Origin of the sequence: Streptomyces sp. NPDC006655, assembly GCF_040703965.1 — a bacterium.
Classification (GTDB): domain Bacteria; phylum Actinomycetota; class Actinomycetes; order Streptomycetales; family Streptomycetaceae; genus Streptomyces.
Window position 1 is genome coordinate 17,431 of the sequence record NZ_JBEYJU010000005.1, and the last position, 16,077, is coordinate 33,507.

13 protein-coding genes and 1 tRNA gene are annotated in these 16,077 nt (G+C 70.6%); 3 read left to right on the forward strand and 11 right to left on the reverse strand.

The features are described 5' to 3' along the window. Window positions 1-105 precede the first annotated feature (105 nt). Both AB0958_RS04015 and AB0958_RS04020 read left to right on the forward strand, forming a co-directional pair. A complete protein-coding gene (locus AB0958_RS04015) occupies window positions 106-1,080 on the forward strand; it encodes a DUF1648 domain-containing protein (RefSeq protein ID WP_366888720.1) in 975 nt (324 codons plus the stop codon). 1 nt (window position 1,081) lies between these two features. Further along, window positions 1,082-1,438 (forward strand): GntR family transcriptional regulator, encoded by a 357-nt coding sequence (locus tag AB0958_RS04020; RefSeq protein ID WP_366888721.1) that lies wholly within the window; start codon window positions 1,082-1,084, stop codon window positions 1,436-1,438. On the opposite strand, the gene AB0958_RS04025 is transcribed toward AB0958_RS04020, so the two are convergent. The 7 genes from AB0958_RS04025 to AB0958_RS04055 form a co-directional block, all read right to left on the reverse strand. Continuing rightward, window positions 1,351-2,316 carry a sporulation-delaying protein SdpB family protein gene (locus AB0958_RS04025; RefSeq protein ID WP_366888722.1) on the reverse strand — a complete coding sequence of 322 codons (966 nt, stop codon included), beginning with the start codon at window positions 2,314-2,316 and terminating at the stop codon, window positions 1,351-1,353. The two genes, AB0958_RS04020 and AB0958_RS04025, sit on opposite strands and share 88 nt — an antisense overlap. After that, window positions 2,310-2,912, reverse strand: a complete 603-nt coding sequence (locus tag AB0958_RS04030) for an SdpA family antimicrobial peptide system protein (protein ID WP_366888723.1) — start codon at window positions 2,910-2,912, stop codon at window positions 2,310-2,312. The genes AB0958_RS04025 and AB0958_RS04030 overlap by 7 nt, the downstream gene beginning before the upstream one ends. An 89-nt stretch (window positions 2,913-3,001) precedes the next feature. Continuing rightward, window positions 3,002-3,631 carry a hypothetical protein gene (locus AB0958_RS04035; protein ID WP_366888724.1) on the reverse strand — a complete coding sequence of 210 codons (630 nt, stop codon included), beginning with the start codon at window positions 3,629-3,631 and terminating at the stop codon, window positions 3,002-3,004. A gap of 1,129 nt (window positions 3,632-4,760) precedes the next feature. Continuing rightward, entirely contained in the window at window positions 4,761-5,168 is a 408-nt protein-coding gene (locus AB0958_RS04040) for an ATP-binding protein (protein ID WP_366888869.1), read from the reverse strand. Window positions 5,169-5,342: 174 nt separating this feature from the next. Continuing rightward, a complete protein-coding gene (locus AB0958_RS04045; RefSeq protein ID WP_366888725.1) occupies window positions 5,343-6,191 on the reverse strand; it encodes a helix-turn-helix transcriptional regulator in 849 nt (282 codons plus the stop codon). A 15-nt stretch (window positions 6,192-6,206) separates the two neighbouring features. After that, on the reverse strand, window positions 6,207-6,740 hold the full coding sequence (locus AB0958_RS04050; RefSeq protein WP_366888726.1) for a DUF6879 family protein: 534 nt from the start codon (window positions 6,738-6,740) through the stop codon (window positions 6,207-6,209). Continuing rightward, complete coding sequence (locus AB0958_RS04055) at window positions 6,709-6,975, reverse strand: hypothetical protein (protein ID WP_366888727.1); 267 nt, start codon at window positions 6,973-6,975, stop codon at window positions 6,709-6,711. Before AB0958_RS04055 ends, AB0958_RS04050 begins: the two co-directional genes overlap by 32 nt. A 177-nt stretch (window positions 6,976-7,152) precedes the next feature. On the opposite strand from AB0958_RS04055, the gene AB0958_RS04060 reads away from it, so the two are divergent. Further along, on the forward strand, window positions 7,153-9,198 hold the full coding sequence (locus tag AB0958_RS04060; RefSeq protein ID WP_366888728.1) for a tyrosine-type recombinase/integrase: 2,046 nt from the start codon (window positions 7,153-7,155) through the stop codon (window positions 9,196-9,198). Window positions 9,199-9,326: 128 nt separating this feature from the next. Here the strand turns inward: AB0958_RS04060 and AB0958_RS04065 are convergent. From AB0958_RS04065 to tmk, 4 genes are all read right to left on the reverse strand, one after another. Next, window positions 9,327-9,400: transfer RNA gene (locus AB0958_RS04065), tRNA-Thr, on the reverse strand. A gap of 118 nt (window positions 9,401-9,518) precedes the next feature. After that, window positions 9,519-11,081: an alpha/beta hydrolase gene (locus AB0958_RS04070; RefSeq protein ID WP_366888870.1), complete on the reverse strand. Its 1,563-nt coding sequence runs from the start codon at window positions 11,079-11,081 to the stop codon at window positions 9,519-9,521. A gap of 180 nt (window positions 11,082-11,261) precedes the next feature. Beyond that, entirely contained in the window at window positions 11,262-12,467 is a 1,206-nt protein-coding gene (locus AB0958_RS04075; protein ID WP_366888729.1) for a DNA polymerase III subunit delta', read from the reverse strand. A 185-nt stretch (window positions 12,468-12,652) separates the two neighbouring features. Next, window positions 12,653-15,967: a dTMP kinase gene (tmk, locus tag AB0958_RS04080; RefSeq protein WP_366888730.1), complete on the reverse strand. Its 3,315-nt coding sequence runs from the start codon at window positions 15,965-15,967 to the stop codon at window positions 12,653-12,655. Between the last annotated feature and the right edge of the window lie 110 nt (window positions 15,968-16,077).

Below are 16,077 nucleotides of genomic sequence, written 5' to 3' on the forward strand. Positions count from 1 at the left end.
GGCCCTCGCTGCGGATGTGGCCAGAACACGGCGGACAATGTCGAGGCGATCGACCTATCATCTAATTGTTCTAGTCCTAATCGAATAACTACATGAGGAGGCGGAATGGATCGCCCCTACCGGAGTTCCCATGGCCAGCAGCCGGGTCCGTTGCAGTGGTTCGCCGGGCTGCCCTGTCTGGTGGCCGCGTTGGTGGTTGCCGTGGTGTTCGCCGTGTCTTGGTCGGACCTGCCGGATCCCATGGCCGTGCACTTCGGCGAGGGGGGAGATGCCAACCGCTCCGCGTCCCCGGTGGAGATGCTGCTGATCTCCGAGCTGACCTTGCTCACCCTCGGCTTGGGGCTGTCCCGGGGTGCGGTACGGGGATCGCTCGCTCTGCGGTCGATCTACGCCACTTCTGCGGCTGCGGCCGTCTCCCTGGGGTATCTCTTCACGGTGGCGGTGCTGGTGAACGCCGATGCCAGCACCTCTGACGAGGTGCGCATGCCGTTGTGGCACCTGGCCGTTGCCGCGGCCCTGGCCGTGGCCGCTGCTGGCGGGGTGCGGGTGCTGATGTCTCGGGAGCACCCCACTGACACAGGTCAGTCGGCAGCCTCTGGAACCGTGGGCCTGCGGCCGGGTGAGAAGGCCGTATGGGTCCGTAGTGTCGGTCCACAGTGGCTGATAGCCGCTGGGGTGCTCGGCTCGGTCGTCGCCGTGGCCGCGGGTGTTCTCAGCTGGGTACTTGGTTTCTGGCTGTGGCCGGTAGGGCTGTTGTTCGCGGCGCTGGCCGGCGCCCGGGTCATTGTCGACGGCGGCGGGCTGACCATCCGGCCGCCACTGCTTCCCGTGCCCCGGATCCACATCCCGCTTCAGCGGATCGACAAGGCATGGGCCTCCCAGGTCCGGCCGTTGCCGGACCTGGGAGGCTGGGGATACCGGATTACCAAGAGCAGGCGCGGACTTGCGCTGCGGTCCGGACAGGCGCTGTGGCTGGAGCTGGATGACGGCCGGGAGTTCGTGGTGGCTGTGGATGACGCCGCGACGGCGGCCGGGCTGCTGAGCGACCTGCTGGCCAGGGACGCTCGACGGGACCGCTGAGATGCTGATTCGTATCGACGCCGGCTCTGCCGTCCCACTGGGGGAACAGATCGCCACCGCCGTACGGCGGGCGCTGGCCGAGGGCGGCCTGGGCCCCGGCGACCGGCTGCCCGCCGCCCGGGAGGTGGCCCGGCTACTAGAGGTCAACATTCACACCGTCCTGCGTGGTTATCAGCAGCTGCGTGACGAGGGATTGATCGACCTCCGTCGCGGCCGGGGTGCCGTGGTGATCGCCGTCCCGGCGCAGGCGCGACTGCGTGAAGCCGCGTTTCAGCTGGTGGCCGCGGCTCGTGAGGCCGGTTTCTCCGAGTCCAGGGCAGTCGCCTTGCTGCGTTCTTGCTGGTCGGAGGATTCGTGACCGGCGGGCCGCTTGCGCATGCGCAACTCCCCGCCCAGCGGCAGGCACAGGAGCAGCAGGCCCGCCCACATCGCCAGCGCGAAGCTCCACAGGCCCATCATCACGGCGATGCACAGATGGAAGCTCATGCCAGCCGCAAGGAGCACGTATCGGACGCGCTGCGGTACCAGCAGTGCAGCTGACAGGGAGATCTCGATGAACAGCGGCGTCCAGGTCAGCGCGGCGACGCCGACGGGGTTGGCGAGCACCGGGCCGACCAGTGGATGCAGCCATCCAGGTGCCCCGAAAGCCAGGCTGTTTCCCCAATACCACATGCCGGTGCCGTCCGCCCACTCTGCGTGCGGAAGTTTCGACACACAGGCTTGGAAGTACGCGACCGACATCTGCAGCCGCACGACGATCAGCGCGCTCGCACCGGCCAGCAGCAGCCAGCGCGGGTGCTCGGCGGCGGAGTCGGCAGTGCTCCAGTGCCATCGCCGACGGTCACCGAGAGCGGGGAGTATCAGCAGCAGGGTCAGGACGGCGGTCATCTGGTCGCCGCCGTCACCGATCGCGATGCCGGTGAAGACGCTGAAGCTGATGTAGGCGTGGGGAAGTGCGGTCAGCTGCGGCCGCCAACCGCTGGCCACGACGAGCAGGACCGCCACGCAGGCCCATCGCATGACGTCCAGATCATCGCGGGGGATGAGGCAGAAGGCACCGCCGGCCTCGACCCCGTGGCACGTGGGGTGGTTGCCCTGGAAGGCCACCGGGCGGAACAGCGTCGCGGAGTCGCTGAAGGCCAGGGTGAGGAGGGTGCCGAGCGCGAGGAGGGTGCGGGTGAGGCCGTAGATGTTCGTCCAGGGGGAGGGGGCATGCACTGGCGTGCGGCTCAGCATGTGACGTCCAGGACGGTGAGGCGGTCAGGGGTGTGGGTGGTGTGCATGATGTCGCGCCAGGCGAAGGGCACTGGCTTCTGCTCCACAAGCGCCACCCGGCCGCAAAGGGTCGGTTCGGGAACCCGGTTGGCGACCTTGCCCGGCCCCTTCGCCTGGCCCAGGCACGCCGCCAGGTCGCGGTCGCATTTCGTCCAGCGCAGCCCGTGAGCCTCCGCGAGGACCAGCGCCATCTCGATGCCCTGGGAGCGCGAGCGGCGGTTGAGCCCAAAGGCGTTGTGCGGGGCACCGTGCGGGGCCAGCAGCCGATCCTCCCAGGCACCGTCACGTAGAACGTAGGGCTGCAGTTCGCTGTCGCGAGGCGACTTGGTGAAGAAGCTCCAGCCCTGGGGAACCAGCCGGCTGACGGTGGGCGCAACAGTGGTCTGCCCAGGGAAGGTAAGGGTGTTGCCCGGGAGGTGAATCTGAATCACGTACAGCGCGGGCAGCAGCCAGGCCACGGTGGTCAGCATCACCCAGCGCCGGGAGAAGCCGACGCTGGAACGCGGCTGTTCCACCGTCAGCGGTAGTCGGTCTTGCCAGTCCTTCTGCCTCGGCATACCCCATGTGTCCTTCCAACTTCGCCCGGGGTGGGCGTGGCGTGCGGCAGGCAGCCGGGAAGCCGCCTGCCGCACGGTGGTGAAGTGGGTCAGATCGTGCGCAGTTGCTTGGTGAAGGCGGCGATCTGCTCATCGCTCTTCACCGGGGCGAGGTCACCGGCTCGCGCCGACCACCAGAAGTTCAGCTCGAGCACCACGTTGGCCTGGGAGGCCACGTTGATTCCTCCCACGACGTTGACGAACGCCACGACGTTCACGGTGACCGCGCAGGTGCCGGTGCCCGTACCGTCGTCCGACTGCACCTTGGCGATCTTCTCGATCTGGGCCGTGCCGGCGTCGACGGCGTCCTTGACCCGGAAGGGATTGCCGCTACGGACGTCTGCCGAGAACTGGGAGAAGAAGCTGGGAGAAGCCTTGTCGATCGCAGCCGCCAGCTTTGTGATCGCATTCCGCGCCTCGGGGGTTCCGTTCTTCTTCAGCTGACCGGTGCGGTCCCCGATGAAGGCGTCGCTCTTCAGCAGTTTCTCGCCGACCGTCCCTTGGCCGAAGTACAGGCCGGTGAACAGCGCCTTGCCGTCTGCGCGCGCTTCGGCCACGTGCACCGGAGCCGACGCTCTCACCGCCGGGCTGGCGGGTGCGTCAGCCGCATGGGCGGCCGTGATGGCACCGCCAGCCAGCAGTGCCCCTGTGGCTAAGGAGACCAGAATGGCTCTCTTCACTTTGCATACCTTTCTCCGCGTATGTCCGTCAGTTACTCAGCCCGGCCTCCGCCTTCAACTCCGGAGGCTTCCTCACGCCCCTCGCCGTCGCGCAGACTCAATCTCCGGCAGCACCGTCAGCGGACTTTGACCTGGGCCGTTCTGGTTTCGGAGCCTCCACCAGGCCGGGTGCCGTCGCAACCATCACGGCGACCGTGGCAGTAGTGACGACGAAGGCGGTTTCGCATTCTCCGGGCATGCCGAAAACCCCGCGCCCGGGTAGCCGAATGCATCAACTTCCCCTCGGCCGGAAGACAAGCAAGCTGACCCCAGCGGTTGCTGAGGTCTCACAAGTTGTCATGCGGACGTCATATGCACACGGGCGGGAATCAGTCCCACCGGTTTCCAGGGATGAAAGCAGACATCAACACGCAATTCGCCGCGCCCGGCGGGCGGAATTATCCATTCTGTTACCGCTTTTTGGTGTCGCACCGGCTGGAACGATTCGATCTGCCGTCTCCCCGGACGGCCCCGCGGACCTGCCGTACCTTTTCAGTCACGTTCGAACATCGTTCGATACCGTGGATAGAGAGCGATTACCCTCGCTCACCTGCGGGCTTGGCGAAGAAATGCCTCGTGACAAGTTGTCTCAGAGGTTGTACCCGCCTTGTGAGGAGCGCGTGCATCCTCTTTGCTCACTGCACACTTGTGGCTTTCCGGCGTCGCAAGAATGCAGAGGCCATCCATTACGGACGCCCAGGCGTCGCTGTCACTGCCCTCGCGTCCTCGCGCTCGGCGGATCCTGGCCGCACCCGCAGTGACCCACTCCGGCGCGCCCTTGGCGCCGGCCGTCATGGCCTGGTGGCGGAGGAGCTTTCCGACTTGGGCAAGCCCGTGGATCTCGTGGCGTCGCCCCTCGGCATGCCGCGCACCGTGTTGTCCTCGCCATGCGGTCTTGGCGCGCATGACTTCGGTGCGGACAACCGCCAGCGCAGGTCGGCTTCCGTGCGGAGCCGTACGAGGTAGGCGGGTGTCAGGCGCGGGACGCGGACCTCGATGGTGCCCTCGGTGCGGCGGGGTACGGCCAGCTCCACGCATTACTCCGGATCGGCGATGCCCACCGGTTCGCCTTCCGGCAGCGGCAGTCAGGTCAGCACGCCGCGACCGCCAGCTCCGCCCAGACGGTCTTGCCCCAGCGCATCTGGTCGTAGCCCCAGCGGTGTGACAGCCCGTCGACGAGTGCGAGGCCGCGCCCCGTCTCATCGCCGTCGGCGACCCGATCCATAGTCGGCAGAGCGTGGGATTTGTCGGTGACGCCGATCCGTACGAGATCGTCTGTGACGCGCCGGACGGAGACCCGGATCAGACGGCAGGAGGTGTGGCGGATCGCGTTGCTCACCAGCTCAGAGACGATCAGCGTGCCAGCATCGGTCAACTCGCCTATGCCCCAGGTGTTCAGCGCGACCGTGACAAGGCGTCGGGCACGACGGGCCATCTCGGGCTCGCACGAGAGAGTTTCGGTATAGCCGGGCGGGCCCACTGCGGCGGGTCTGGTCATGACGCTCACGGGGGTCGTCTCCTTTGAGCCGGGACGTCCCGCCCGCAACGGGGGAATACGGGCGGGACTCTCCTCCACTGTCGCCGAGGGGAGCCTGGACTTGCCCGGCGACGCCAACGACCGTACGGAGGGCCGGAGTTTCACCTCAACGAAATTGCGGAGAATTGCGCGACGTCATCCGAGGAAGGTGATCGCCGTCTCGATCAAGGCGCGGGCGGCGTTGCCGTGGACGGCCATTTTCGTCAGTTCCCCGAACGCTTTGCGGTAGTCGGCGAGTTCGCGTGGTTGCACCACGTTGACCTCGGCCGTGAGGGTCTCCACGACGCTGTGGGCGCCGTCGTGGAGGTAGAACGCCTCCAGCGGCCACATCGTCCTTTGCGCGGTGAAGGGAATGACGCCTAGCGAGACAGAAGGAAGCGGCATCACTGTCAGCAGGTGCCTGAGCTGTCCGGCCATCGTGTCGGCATCGCCGACGCGGTAGCGCAGAACGCACTCCTCCATGAGCACGACGAACCTGTGACCGCCCTCGTACAGGAACCGGCTCCGGGCGACACGGGCCGCGACGGCCTCGGAGACATCGTTGGGAGTGCCCTGGAAGTCGGTGATGGCCTCCATCAAGGCCGTGGCGTAGGCGGGGGTCTGGAAGAAGCCGGGCACGACGTTGGAGACGTACGCGCGGGTGACGCCGCTGTGCGCGTAGCGGTCGTAGATGTCCTCCTGGGTCTTGCGCATGCCGGTCCGGTGGCTCCTGCGCCACTCCACGTACATCGAGTCGACGGCGCGGGCGGTGGCGTTCAGGTCGTCGGCCTGGTCTGCGGCACCACAGGCGGTGCACCAGGCGCGGATGTCCCCGTCGGTTGGCTGCACCTCGGCTTTTTGGATGCGGGTGGTTTTCGCAGGGTGCCAGCCGCACCGGGCGGAGAGTTCTTTTCCGGTGAGGCCGGCGTCCTTGCGCAGGTGCGTCAGGCGTACGGCGAGCGCTTCACGGGCTGCCTGGGCGCTGGAGGAAGGGGAGGCGGGCATGGAGTGAGGTGCGGATCAGACGGTGTACTTCTCGTGGTCGACGGCGCGCTCCCATACAGCCTCGAAGGCGTCGGAGCAGAGCTTGACCACGGCGGGGTCCTCACTGAATTCCTTGGGCGGATCCGCCCAGTCGCCGTCCCCGGTGAAGATGTTGAACTGAACCAGGCGGTCGTCGAAGAGCCAGAAGTCGGCCCCCGGCAGGGCAATGTCCACGGCCCGCCGGCGAGGCAGCCAGCGCACCAGCTCTCCCGCCTCGACGTTCAGCGGGGTGGCGGCGTGCTCCCAGCGGATGTAGTCCGTCACAGGCTCGGACACGATCCGGGCCCGGCGCATCACCACTCCACGACCGACAGCCTCCCGTACGGTGCCCAGCCATCCGGGCCACCACCGTGCCGTCGGATCGAGATCGACGTGACCGGTGCGCTTGAACTGCTCGAACTCATCAGCCTCGTCACCGACGCCGTACGCGTCACGCATCTCCAGATGCACCGCGCTGCGGCGCGTACCAGCCAGCAGCTCAGCGAAGACCGGCACGCCGTTCTGCGACATCGCACGCCTCCCTCAGAATCGGCACCAGGCGGGCGGGGATACGGATCACCGTCTCATGGGCGGGGATTCCCACCGCGTGACCGGCGACCCACTCCGTACCACTGACCAGTGCCTCCAGCGCTTCCTCGGCCTTGATGCCCTGGAGGACCAGGTCGGCCGTCTCCTCCTCCACCCACACCGTCGGCGACCCTTCGCCCCCGGTGTTGGGGTCGATCCCAATGAACTGTAGGTCCACGATGCCCTCCCGGATCAAGCGGGTTGCGTGTTCTTGCGTGCGACGTTTCCGAAGGGTGCGAGGGTCGTCAAGGGCGCGGGGTGGGTTCGAGGCGACGTTGGCTTGAAGCCGCCAACTCGCCGCCGCGAAGCCGCGGGGTGCGGGACGCACCCCGCGCGACGGCCACCGGCTCGGTCGGTGCTGCCCTTGGGGAGGCAACGTAGTGACCGCTGCAGGCTGATCGTTTCGGGTCGGCTGGGCAGGGATCGAGCCCACCATGGTCGACTGCATGCGGGCAGCCTCGGCAAGGCGGTTGCGTGCCGGGTTTCGGCCGGTGTGCTGGATGCGAGTGATCAGCACGCGCGCGGGCTGGCGGGCAGTGGTCAACTCTCGCTGAGCAGCGGCCTCCTTGAGGAGCTGGTGGGGTTGATGGCCGCGGGCTTCGGCGTCGGCGAGGACGGTGGCGAGCGCCGGCCAGGCCGGGTCGGTCAGGACGCGCTCGGCGTGGTCGGGGATGGCTGCTCGTACGTCATTCGCGAGAACGCGGCGGGCTTGATCCTTGGGCTGCCTGGCTGTCAGGTCGGCGAGTGCCGGGGCAAGGGCGCGGTCGGCGGCCGTCTGGAGGTGCTGGACGGCCTGGCCCCCGGCGTCGGCCTGGTGGGCCTGGTTCTTCGCTTCGTGCCAGCGTGCGGCGATGATGGTCGCCCAGACGAGGGCGGCGGCCAGGGCGGCCAGTGCGCTGCCGTCGGGGCCGGTGGCGGTGTGGACGATGTCGCGCGCCGCGCTGCGCAGGGCGTGGGCGGCGCTGTCTTCGGCGCGGACCCGGGAACGCTGGGCTCAGGCAAACGCCTTGGCAGCGGACTGGAGTTCCGCACGCAGATGATCCGGAGCCTTCTGAGCGGTGGCTTCGATCAGTTCGCCGAGGGCGGTGATGTGGGCCTGGGCGTGGGCGTCGTCGGTGCCCGGCGGCGCCTGAAGTCCGGTCAGGACCTGATCGGCCGTCTGACCGTCAGCGAGTGGCTCGATCGGTGGCTCGACGGCAAGCGCATCCGCAAGTCGGGGCTCACCCGCTACGAGACCGATATCCGGTTCCATCTGAAGCCCCGGATCGGCCACCACCGTCTCGACCGCCTGCGTGTGAGCCATCTCAGCGAGATGTTCACGGCCATAGCCGACGGTAATGCCGAGATCCTGGAGCAGAACGCCCAGCGCCGGGCCGCGGTGGAGGAGTTGGCCACCGTGCCGTGGAAGGGTGCGGGCAACCGCGCCCACCGCAAGGTGATGAAGACGGCGATCGATGCCATGCCGCCGTTCCGGCGTGTGACCGGTCCGGCTACCCGGCTGCGCGTCAAGGCGACGCTGCGGTCCGCGTTGAGCGACGCGATCGGCCAGCAGATCCTCACCTTCAACCCGGCGGCGCACGTCGAGCTCGATCCTGTGCGCAAGCCGAAGGCTCTGGTGTGGACGGACGCGCGGGTCGCCAGGTGGGAGCAGACGGGCGAGAAGCCCTCCCCCGTCATGGTCTGGACGCCCGAACAGACAGACGCGTTCCTCGACTTCCTCGCGGAGGACCGGCTGTACGCGATGTGTCACCTGATCGCCTTCCGCGGCCTGCGGCGGGGCGAGGCATGCGCGCAGCCCTGGTCGGAGACCAACCTCGATGACCACTCCCTGACCGTCTCCGCTCAGCTCGTCCAGGACGGGTGGGAGGTCGAGACCTCGGAGCCCAAGACGGACAGCGGCTTCCGTGTGGTCGCGCTCGACGACGACACCGTCAGCGTCCTGAAGCGGCACCGCGAACAGCAGGACGCGCACCGTGAGGAGTGGGGATCAGCCTGGGGCGAGACCGGCATGGTCTTCACCCAGGAGGACGGCTCCTGGCTCCATCCCGGCAAGGTGACCGACCTCTTCGAGCGCCTCGTCGCCGCCTCCGGACTCCCGCCGATCCGGCTGCACGACCTCCGCCATGGGGCAGCCACGCTCATGCTCGCCGCCGGCATCGACGTGAAGATCGTGTCGGACACACTCGGGCACAGCGACACCCGCATTACGCGGGACATTTATCAGAGCGTTCTGCCGCAGGTCGGCAAGAACGCAGCCGAGGCCACCGCCAAGCTGGTCCCGCTCCAGCGGAAGACCGAGGCGGAGGAGGCCGCCCGCAAGGCCGCCAAGAAGGCCAAGGACAAGGCGAAAGCTGAGGCCAGGGCCAAGAGGAAGGGCAAGCGGAAGAAGCCCAAGAAGTAGGGCACCGGACCACTCCGCTCACGCATCGCTCACACAAGCCATCTCGCGGCACCCCGGCCGTGTGACGCGTCATGTCCCGAGCAACACAAAAGGCCAGGTCACGAGCTATGTGACCTGGCCTTTGCCGGAGCCGCTTTCGGGATTCGAACCCGAGACCTACGCATTACGAGTGCGTTGCTCTGGCCATCTGAGCTAAAGCGGCGCGTCGCCCGCACTATGGTGCGATCAGCGACGTCGGTAAGTCTACACAGTTTCCGGGGGTGCTCCGTACACGCCCCGGAGCGGGCGCTCCGGGGCCGGCCGTGGCCGCTACGTGGCCGCTACGAGCAGCGCTTTCCCTTCGCCGGCGGGGTGCCCTTGAGGAGGTAGGTGTCGATCGCCGAGTCGATGCAGGCGCTGCCTCGGCCGAAGGCGGTGTGGCCGTCGCCGACGTAGGTGAGGAGGTGGGCCGAGGCCAGCTGGCGGGCCAGGGACTGGGCCCAGGGGTAGGGGGTCGCCGGGTCCCGGGTGGTGCCGACCACGACGATCGGCGCGGCGCCCTTCGCCTCGATCCGGTGCGGCTGCCCCGTGGCCTTCACCGGCCAGTACGCGCAGTTCAGCGAGGCCCACGCCAGGTTCGGCCCGAACACGGGGGAGGCCTTCTCGAACTCGGGCAGCGCCTTCTCGACCTGCTCGGGGGTGGTGAAGGCGGGCGGCAGGTCCAGGCAGTTCACCGCCGCGTTGGCGGACATCAGGTTCGAGTAGTCGCCGTCGGAGTCCCGCTCGTAGTAGCTGTCGGAGAGGGCGAGCAGACCCGCGCCGTCGTTCTCCTTCATCGCCGCGTGCAGCGCGTCCCGCAGTTGTTCCCACTCCGCCTGGTCGTACATCGCCGCGATCACACCGGTCGTGGCGAGGGACTCGGTGAGCTTGCGGCCGTCCGCGTCGCCGGTCGGCACGGGGTGCGCGTCGAGCTTCCGGAAGAACGTCTTCATGGTGTCGGCGATCTGCTCCGGCGTACTGCCCTTGGCGCCGAGCGGGCAGTCGGTGCGCTTCGCGCAGTCCTTCGCGAAGGACTGGAACGCCGTCTCGAACCCCGCCGTCTGCTCCAGGTTCAGCCGGCGCGCGGTCAGCGAGGGGTCCATCGCACCGTCCAGCACCATCCGGCCCACCCGGTCCGGGAAGAGCCCCGCGTAGGTGGCGCCGAGGAACGTGCCGTACGACGCCCCCACGTAGTTCAGCTTCCGGTCGCCCAGCACCCCCCGCAGGATGTCCATGTCGCGTGCCGAGTCGACGGTGGAGACATGCCGCAGCAGCTGCGCCGCATGCGTTCCGCAGGCCTCCGCGAACTTGTTGTACGCCCCGACCAGCTGGTCCGTCTCCTTCTGGTCGTCGGGCGTCATGTCGGTCTCGGTGAACGCGTCCATCTGTCGACCGTTCAGGCACCGCACGGGCTCGCTGCGGGCGACTCCCCGCGGGTCGACCGCGACCATGTCGTAGCGGGCCCGGACCTCGGCGGGGTAGCCGATGCCGGCGTACTGCTGGAGGTAGTCGACCGCCGAGCCGCCCGGCCCGCCCGGGTTGACCAGCAGCGAACCGAGCGGCTCCGCCCTGCCGGTCGCCTTCTTCCGGGCCACCGCCAGCCGGACGTCACCCGCGCCGGGCCTGGCGTAGTCCAGCGGGGCCTTCATCGTGGCGCACTGGAAGCCGGGGACTCCGCAGTCGCGCCAGCTGAGCTTCTGGTCGTAGTACGGCGCCAGCGCGGGCGGCGTCGCACGGGGCAGCGCGGCCAGCTCGGCGGTACCGGCCGAGGTCGCCGCCGACGGCGCCGCCGCCGTCGCCGCGCTCCCCGGGGCGGAGCACCCGGAGGCGAGCAGGGCGGCGGCCGAGAGCAGGGCGGCCGCCATGGTCCGGGTGCGGGGGGCCGGGGTGTGGGGGGTCCGGGGCCGATTTCGGTTCTGGCGGGGCATTCGCCTGATGTGCATCAATCGAGCGTAACGCCGAGGAATGATCTCTGTGCAGTGCGTGCCGCGCGTGGCTCGTACGGGTGACCCCGGTCAACGACGGACCAGAGGCCCGTACGGCGTTCAGCCCGCTCTCAGGGCCATCGTCATCGCCTCCACCGCCAGCAGCGGCGCCACGTTGCGGTCCAGGGCGTCCCGGCAGGCGGCGATCGCCTCGATCCGGCGCAGCGTCGCCTCGGGCGAGCCGGCCCGTGCCAGCCGCTCCAGGGCGTCCTCGGCGTCCGCGTTGGCGATCGCGACCCGGGAGCCGAGCTGGAGGGCGAGGACGTCCCGGTAGAAGCCGGTCAGGTCGGTGAGGGCGACGTCGAGGCTGTCGCGCTGGGTCCTGGTGCGGCGGCGTTTCTGCATGTCCTCCAGGTCTTTCAGCACACCTGCCGTGCCGCGCGGCAGCCGACCGCCCTGGGTCGCGCCGAGCGCCGCCTTCAGCTCCTCGGTCTCCTTGCCGTCCATCTCCTCGGCGAGCTGCTTGGCGTCCTCGGCCGCCGCGTCCACCAGCTCCTGGGCGGCCTTCAGGCACGCGCCGACCTCGTCCAGCCGCAACGGCAGCTTCAGCACGGCCGCGCGGCGGGCACGGGCCGCCGGATCGGTGGCCAGGCGGCGGGCCCGGTCGACGTGCCCCTGGGTGGCGCGGGCCGCGTTCGCCGCGGTCTCCGGATCGACGCCCTCGCGCCGGACGAGCATGTCGGCGACCGCCTGGACCGACGGCGTGCTCAGGTTCAGGTGGCGGCAGCGGGAGCGGATCGTGGGCAGCACGTCCTCGAGCGAGGGGGCGCACAGCAGCCAGACCGTGCGGGGGGCGGGCTCCTCGACGGCCTTGAGGACGGCGTTGGCCGATTTCTCGTTCAGCCGCTCGGCGTCCTCGACCAGGATGATCTGCCAGCGGCCGGTCGCCGGGGACGTGTAGGACTTGCGGACCGTGTCGCGCATGTCCTTGACCAGGATCTCGGCGCCGACGGCGGCGACGGTCGTGACATCCGCGTGGGTGCCGACCAGCGCGGTGTGGCAGCCGTCGCAGAAGCCGCAGCCGGGGGCGCCGCCGAGGGCGCGGTCGGGACTGACGCACTGCAGCGCGGCGGCGAAGGCCCGCGCCGTCTGGTTGCGACCGGCGCCGGGCGGGCCCGTGAACAGCCAGGCGTGGGTCATCTTCGACGACTCCGGCAGCGGCTGGTCGGCCGCCGCCGCGGTGACGAGGGCGTCGGCGTCCCGGGCGGCGGCGGTGAGCACCTCGCTCACCCGCTCCTGCCCGACGATGTCGTCCCATACGGTCATGGGTCACGCCGCCCTTTCCCCACACATTCCCGGCACGGCCGGTACACACGTCCCGGCCCGGCACTCACGTCCCGGCCCGGCTTCCATTGTGCGGGCGCCCACTGACAACGGGGCGGCACCGGTCGGCACCGCCCCCGCACGCTCGCGCCCCGACCCCGCGGCCCGCGCCCGCGGCCGGCCGCGTTTCAGCCGCGTCGCCCGCGACCCCGGCGGCCACGCTCGTCGTCGGGCCCCTGCTCCTCGTACGAGCCGAGCAGCTCGTCCGCCAGCGACGGCAGGTCGTCCAGCGGGGTCTCCTCCGCCCAGTCGGGCCGGGGGCGCCGTCGCCGGGCCGGAACGTCGGCACCGGTACCCGTTTCGGCGTCGGCGTCGATCTGCGGCAGCTCGCGCGTGCGGTCCTCGGAACCGTCGGGGTCCCCGTCCGTCCGCTCGTCCCGGAAGAAGCCGCGCGGCATCCGGTCCGCCGGGCCGTCCGCGGCCGCCGAGGCGTCCTCGCGCACCGGAGGCAGTACTGCGGTCTCGTCGGCCGCGCCGGACCGCACCGGAGGCAGCACGGCCGTCTCGTCGGCGGCTCCTCCCGGCGTCACGGGCGGCAGCACCGCCGTCTCGTCAGCCGCGCCCGGCGGCACCGGCGGCAGCACCGCCGTCTCGTCCGCGGCGCCCCGGGGCTGCTCGCCCGGCACCGGCGGCTGCGGCAGCTTCGCCGTGACCTCGGACTCGGACTCGGGCTGTCGCGCCGCCGGCGCCGGCTCGTCCCGTACCGGACGCAGCACCTTCGTCTCGTCGTCCCGGCCCTCCGGCTTCACCACCGGCGTCGGCATGGTCGTCGCCTCCGGGGTGACACCGGGCGCCTTCGGCTGCGGGACCGCCGACCGGTGGGCGACCACGTCCGCCGCTGCCGCCGCCTCCGCCGCGGCGCGCCGCGCCTGCTCGGCCTTGACCAGGGCCTCCTCGGCCTTGCGCTGCTTCTCCAGGCGCCGCTGCTCGGCCTCGGCACGCAGCCGGGCCTCCTCCTCGGCCTGCTTGCGGCGCCGCTCTTCCTCGGCCTTGCGGCGGGCCTCGGCCTCCGCGCGGGCCTTCTCCTCGGCGAGCAGCCTGGCCTGCTCCTCCTCGGCACGCTTGCGCGCCTCCTCGGCCCGCAGCCGGGCCTCCTCCGCCTGCCGTTCGGCCTCGCGGCGCTGCGCCTCCTCCAGCTCGCGGCGCTTGCGCTCCTCCTCCTCGGCGCGCAGCTTGGCGAGCTGCTCCTGGCGCTCGCGCTCCAGGCGCTCCTCCTCGGCCTTGCGGGCGGCCTCCTCCTCGGCCTTGCGCCGGGCTTCCTCCTCGGCCTTCCTACGGGCCTCCTCGGCGGCCTTGATCTCGGCCTCCGACATCGGCAGCACGGTGTCCAGGCGGGCCCGGACGACGGTGGTGACGGCCTCGGCCTCCTGGCCGGCGTCGACCACCAGGTAGCGGCCGGGATCGGAGGCGGCCAGGGTGAGGAAACCGGCCCGCACGCGCGCGTGGAACTCGGCGGGCTCCGACTCCAGCCGGTCGGGCGCCTCGGTGAACCGCTCGCGGGCGATCTCCGGCGGCACGTCCAGCAGGACGGTGAGGTGCGGCACGAGGCCGTCGGTCGCCCAGCGGTTGATGCGGGCCACCTCGGTCGGGGACAGGTCGCGGCCCGCGCCCTGGTAGGCGACGGACGAGTCGATGTACCGGTCGGAGATGACGATCGCGCCGCGCTCCAGGGCGGGCCGGACGACGGTGTCGACGTGCTCCGCGCGGTCGGCGGCGTACAGCAGCGCCTCCGCGCGGTGCGACAGACCGGCGGACGACACGTCGAGGAGGATGGAGCGCAGCCGCTTGCCGACCGGGGTGGCGCCCGGCTCGCGGGTGAGGACGACCTCGTGGCCCTTGGCGCGGATCCACTCGGCGAGGGCCTCGGCCTGGGTGGACTTGCCCGCGCCGTCGCCGCCCTCCAGGGCGATGAAGAAACCGTTGGCGGTGGGCGCCTCGGCCGGGTCGTCACCGCCGAGCAGCGCGTCCCGCAGGTCGTGGCGCAGCGGTACGCCCGCACGGTCGTCGACCTTGGCCAGCACGAGCGCGGCCACCGGCAGGAGCAGCGCGCCGACCAGCATCAGGGTGAACGCGGCGCCGCCGTGCGCGAACACGAACTTGCCGTTCTCCAGCCGGTGCGGCCCGATCAGCGCGGCCACCAGGGGCGCGATCAGCACGCCGAGCGCTATGGCGACCCGGACCACCGCGTGCAGGTGCTCGGTCGTGCGCGCCCGCCGGAAGTCCTCGGTCTCCTGGTCGAGCAGGGTGTGGCCGGTGTTGGCGGCGACGCCCGCGCCGATCCCGGCCAGCGCGACGACCAGCACGACCGTGGTGACGTCCGGGACCAGGCCCGCGACCAGCAGCGCGATGCCGGTGAAAGCGATGGCCAGCGACAGCAGCCGGCGGCGCGAGAGCGTCGGCAGCAGCTGGGGCGCGGTGCGGATGCCGACGGCTACGCCACCGGTCAGGGCGAGCACCAGCAGGCCGTACAGGACCGGGCCGCCGCCCAGGTCCTTGGCGTGCAGCACGCAGACGGCGACGGCCGCGGAGATCGCCCCGGCGACGGCCGCGCAGGCCAGCACGAGCAGCGGGATGGCGCCGGTGCGGCCCGTGTCGGTGCCGGTGCCGGTCCTGGGGCGGCGCAGGCCCTCCAGCGGGGACCGCGCGCGGGGGGTGCGGGTGCCGGGCACCTCCAGGTAGACCAGCACGGAGAGCGACCCGGCGAACAGGCCGGCCGCCACGTACGAGCCGAGGGCCGCCTGGTGCTGGGCGAACCAGGCGATGCCCGTGCCCAGGAGGTTGTTGACCAGCGAGGCGGCGACGAGCGTGGCCGCGGCGAGCGGGACGGCCAGGAAGGTGGTGCGCAGCGACAGCCGGCGCAGGGCGTCCAGGTGGTCGGGCAGCGGTCGTACCGTCGCGCCCTCCAGGGGCGGGGCGGGCAGCAGCGCGGGGGCCGCGCTCTCCCGGCAGACGGTCCAGAAGCGCTCGGCGATCCCGGTGACGAAGGCGGTCACCAGGAGCAGGGCCGGGGCGTTGCGGGGTGTCCAGTCGATCCACAGGGGCGCGATGATCAGCAGGACGGCGCGCAGTCCGTCGGCGCCGACCATGGTCCAGCGGCGGTCGAGCGGGCCGTCGGTCGCGGTCAGGGAGGTGAGCGGGCCCAGCAGGACCGCGCCGAAGAGGAGAGTGGCGAGAATGCGCACCCCGAAGACGATCGCCACCGCGAACGCCACGCCCCGGTAGCCGCCGCCGAACGAGCCCTCGGCGACGGCCGCCTGGAGCGTCAGCACGACGAGCACGAGCAGTGCCAGGCTGTCGCCCACTCCGCTCACCAGCTGGGCGCTCCACAACCGCCTCAGCTCGGGTCGGCGCAGCAGGGAGCGGACGGCGCGCTCGCGGGAATCCGCTACCAGCGCGTCGTCCGGGTCTGTCTGGGGGGCCGTTGGCTGATCGGCTCGCGTCATGCTTTCAGCCTATCGGCAGCCACCGACAGCCCGCGGCGACCGTCCGGACGTACGCGCGCCCCGACACCAAGTTGATGCCGGGGCGTTCGCAATGCGAAGCCGATGTGACT

Bases quoted from the DNA above. Each gene is read 5' to 3' on its own strand.
- AB0958_RS04025 (WP_366888722.1), bottom strand. From the start codon at position 2,316: ATGCTGAGCCGCACGCCAGTGCATGCCCCCTCCCCCTGGACGAACATC.
- AB0958_RS04070 (WP_366888870.1), bottom strand. From the start codon at position 11,081: ATGGCGGCCGCCCTGCTCTCGGCCGCCGCCCTGCTCGCCTCCGGGTGC.
- AB0958_RS04050 (WP_366888726.1), bottom strand. From the start codon at position 6,740: ATGTCGCAGAACGGCGTGCCGGTCTTCGCTGAGCTGCTGGCTGGTACG.
- AB0958_RS04045 (WP_366888725.1), bottom strand. From the start codon at position 6,191: ATGCCCGCCTCCCCTTCCTCCAGCGCCCAGGCAGCCCGTGAAGCGCTC.
- AB0958_RS04075 (WP_366888729.1), bottom strand. From the start codon at position 12,467: ATGACCGTATGGGACGACATCGTCGGGCAGGAGCGGGTGAGCGAGGTG.
- AB0958_RS04020 (WP_366888721.1), top strand. From the start codon at position 1,082: ATGCTGATTCGTATCGACGCCGGCTCTGCCGTCCCACTGGGGGAACAG.
- AB0958_RS04015 (WP_366888720.1), top strand. From the start codon at position 106: ATGGATCGCCCCTACCGGAGTTCCCATGGCCAGCAGCCGGGTCCGTTG.
- tmk (WP_366888730.1), bottom strand. From the start codon at position 15,967: ATGACGCGAGCCGATCAGCCAACGGCCCCCCAGACAGACCCGGACGAC.
- AB0958_RS04030 (WP_366888723.1), bottom strand. From the start codon at position 2,912: ATGCCGAGGCAGAAGGACTGGCAAGACCGACTACCGCTGACGGTGGAA.
- AB0958_RS04040 (WP_366888869.1), bottom strand. From the start codon at position 5,168: ATGACCAGACCCGCCGCAGTGGGCCCGCCCGGCTATACCGAAACTCTC.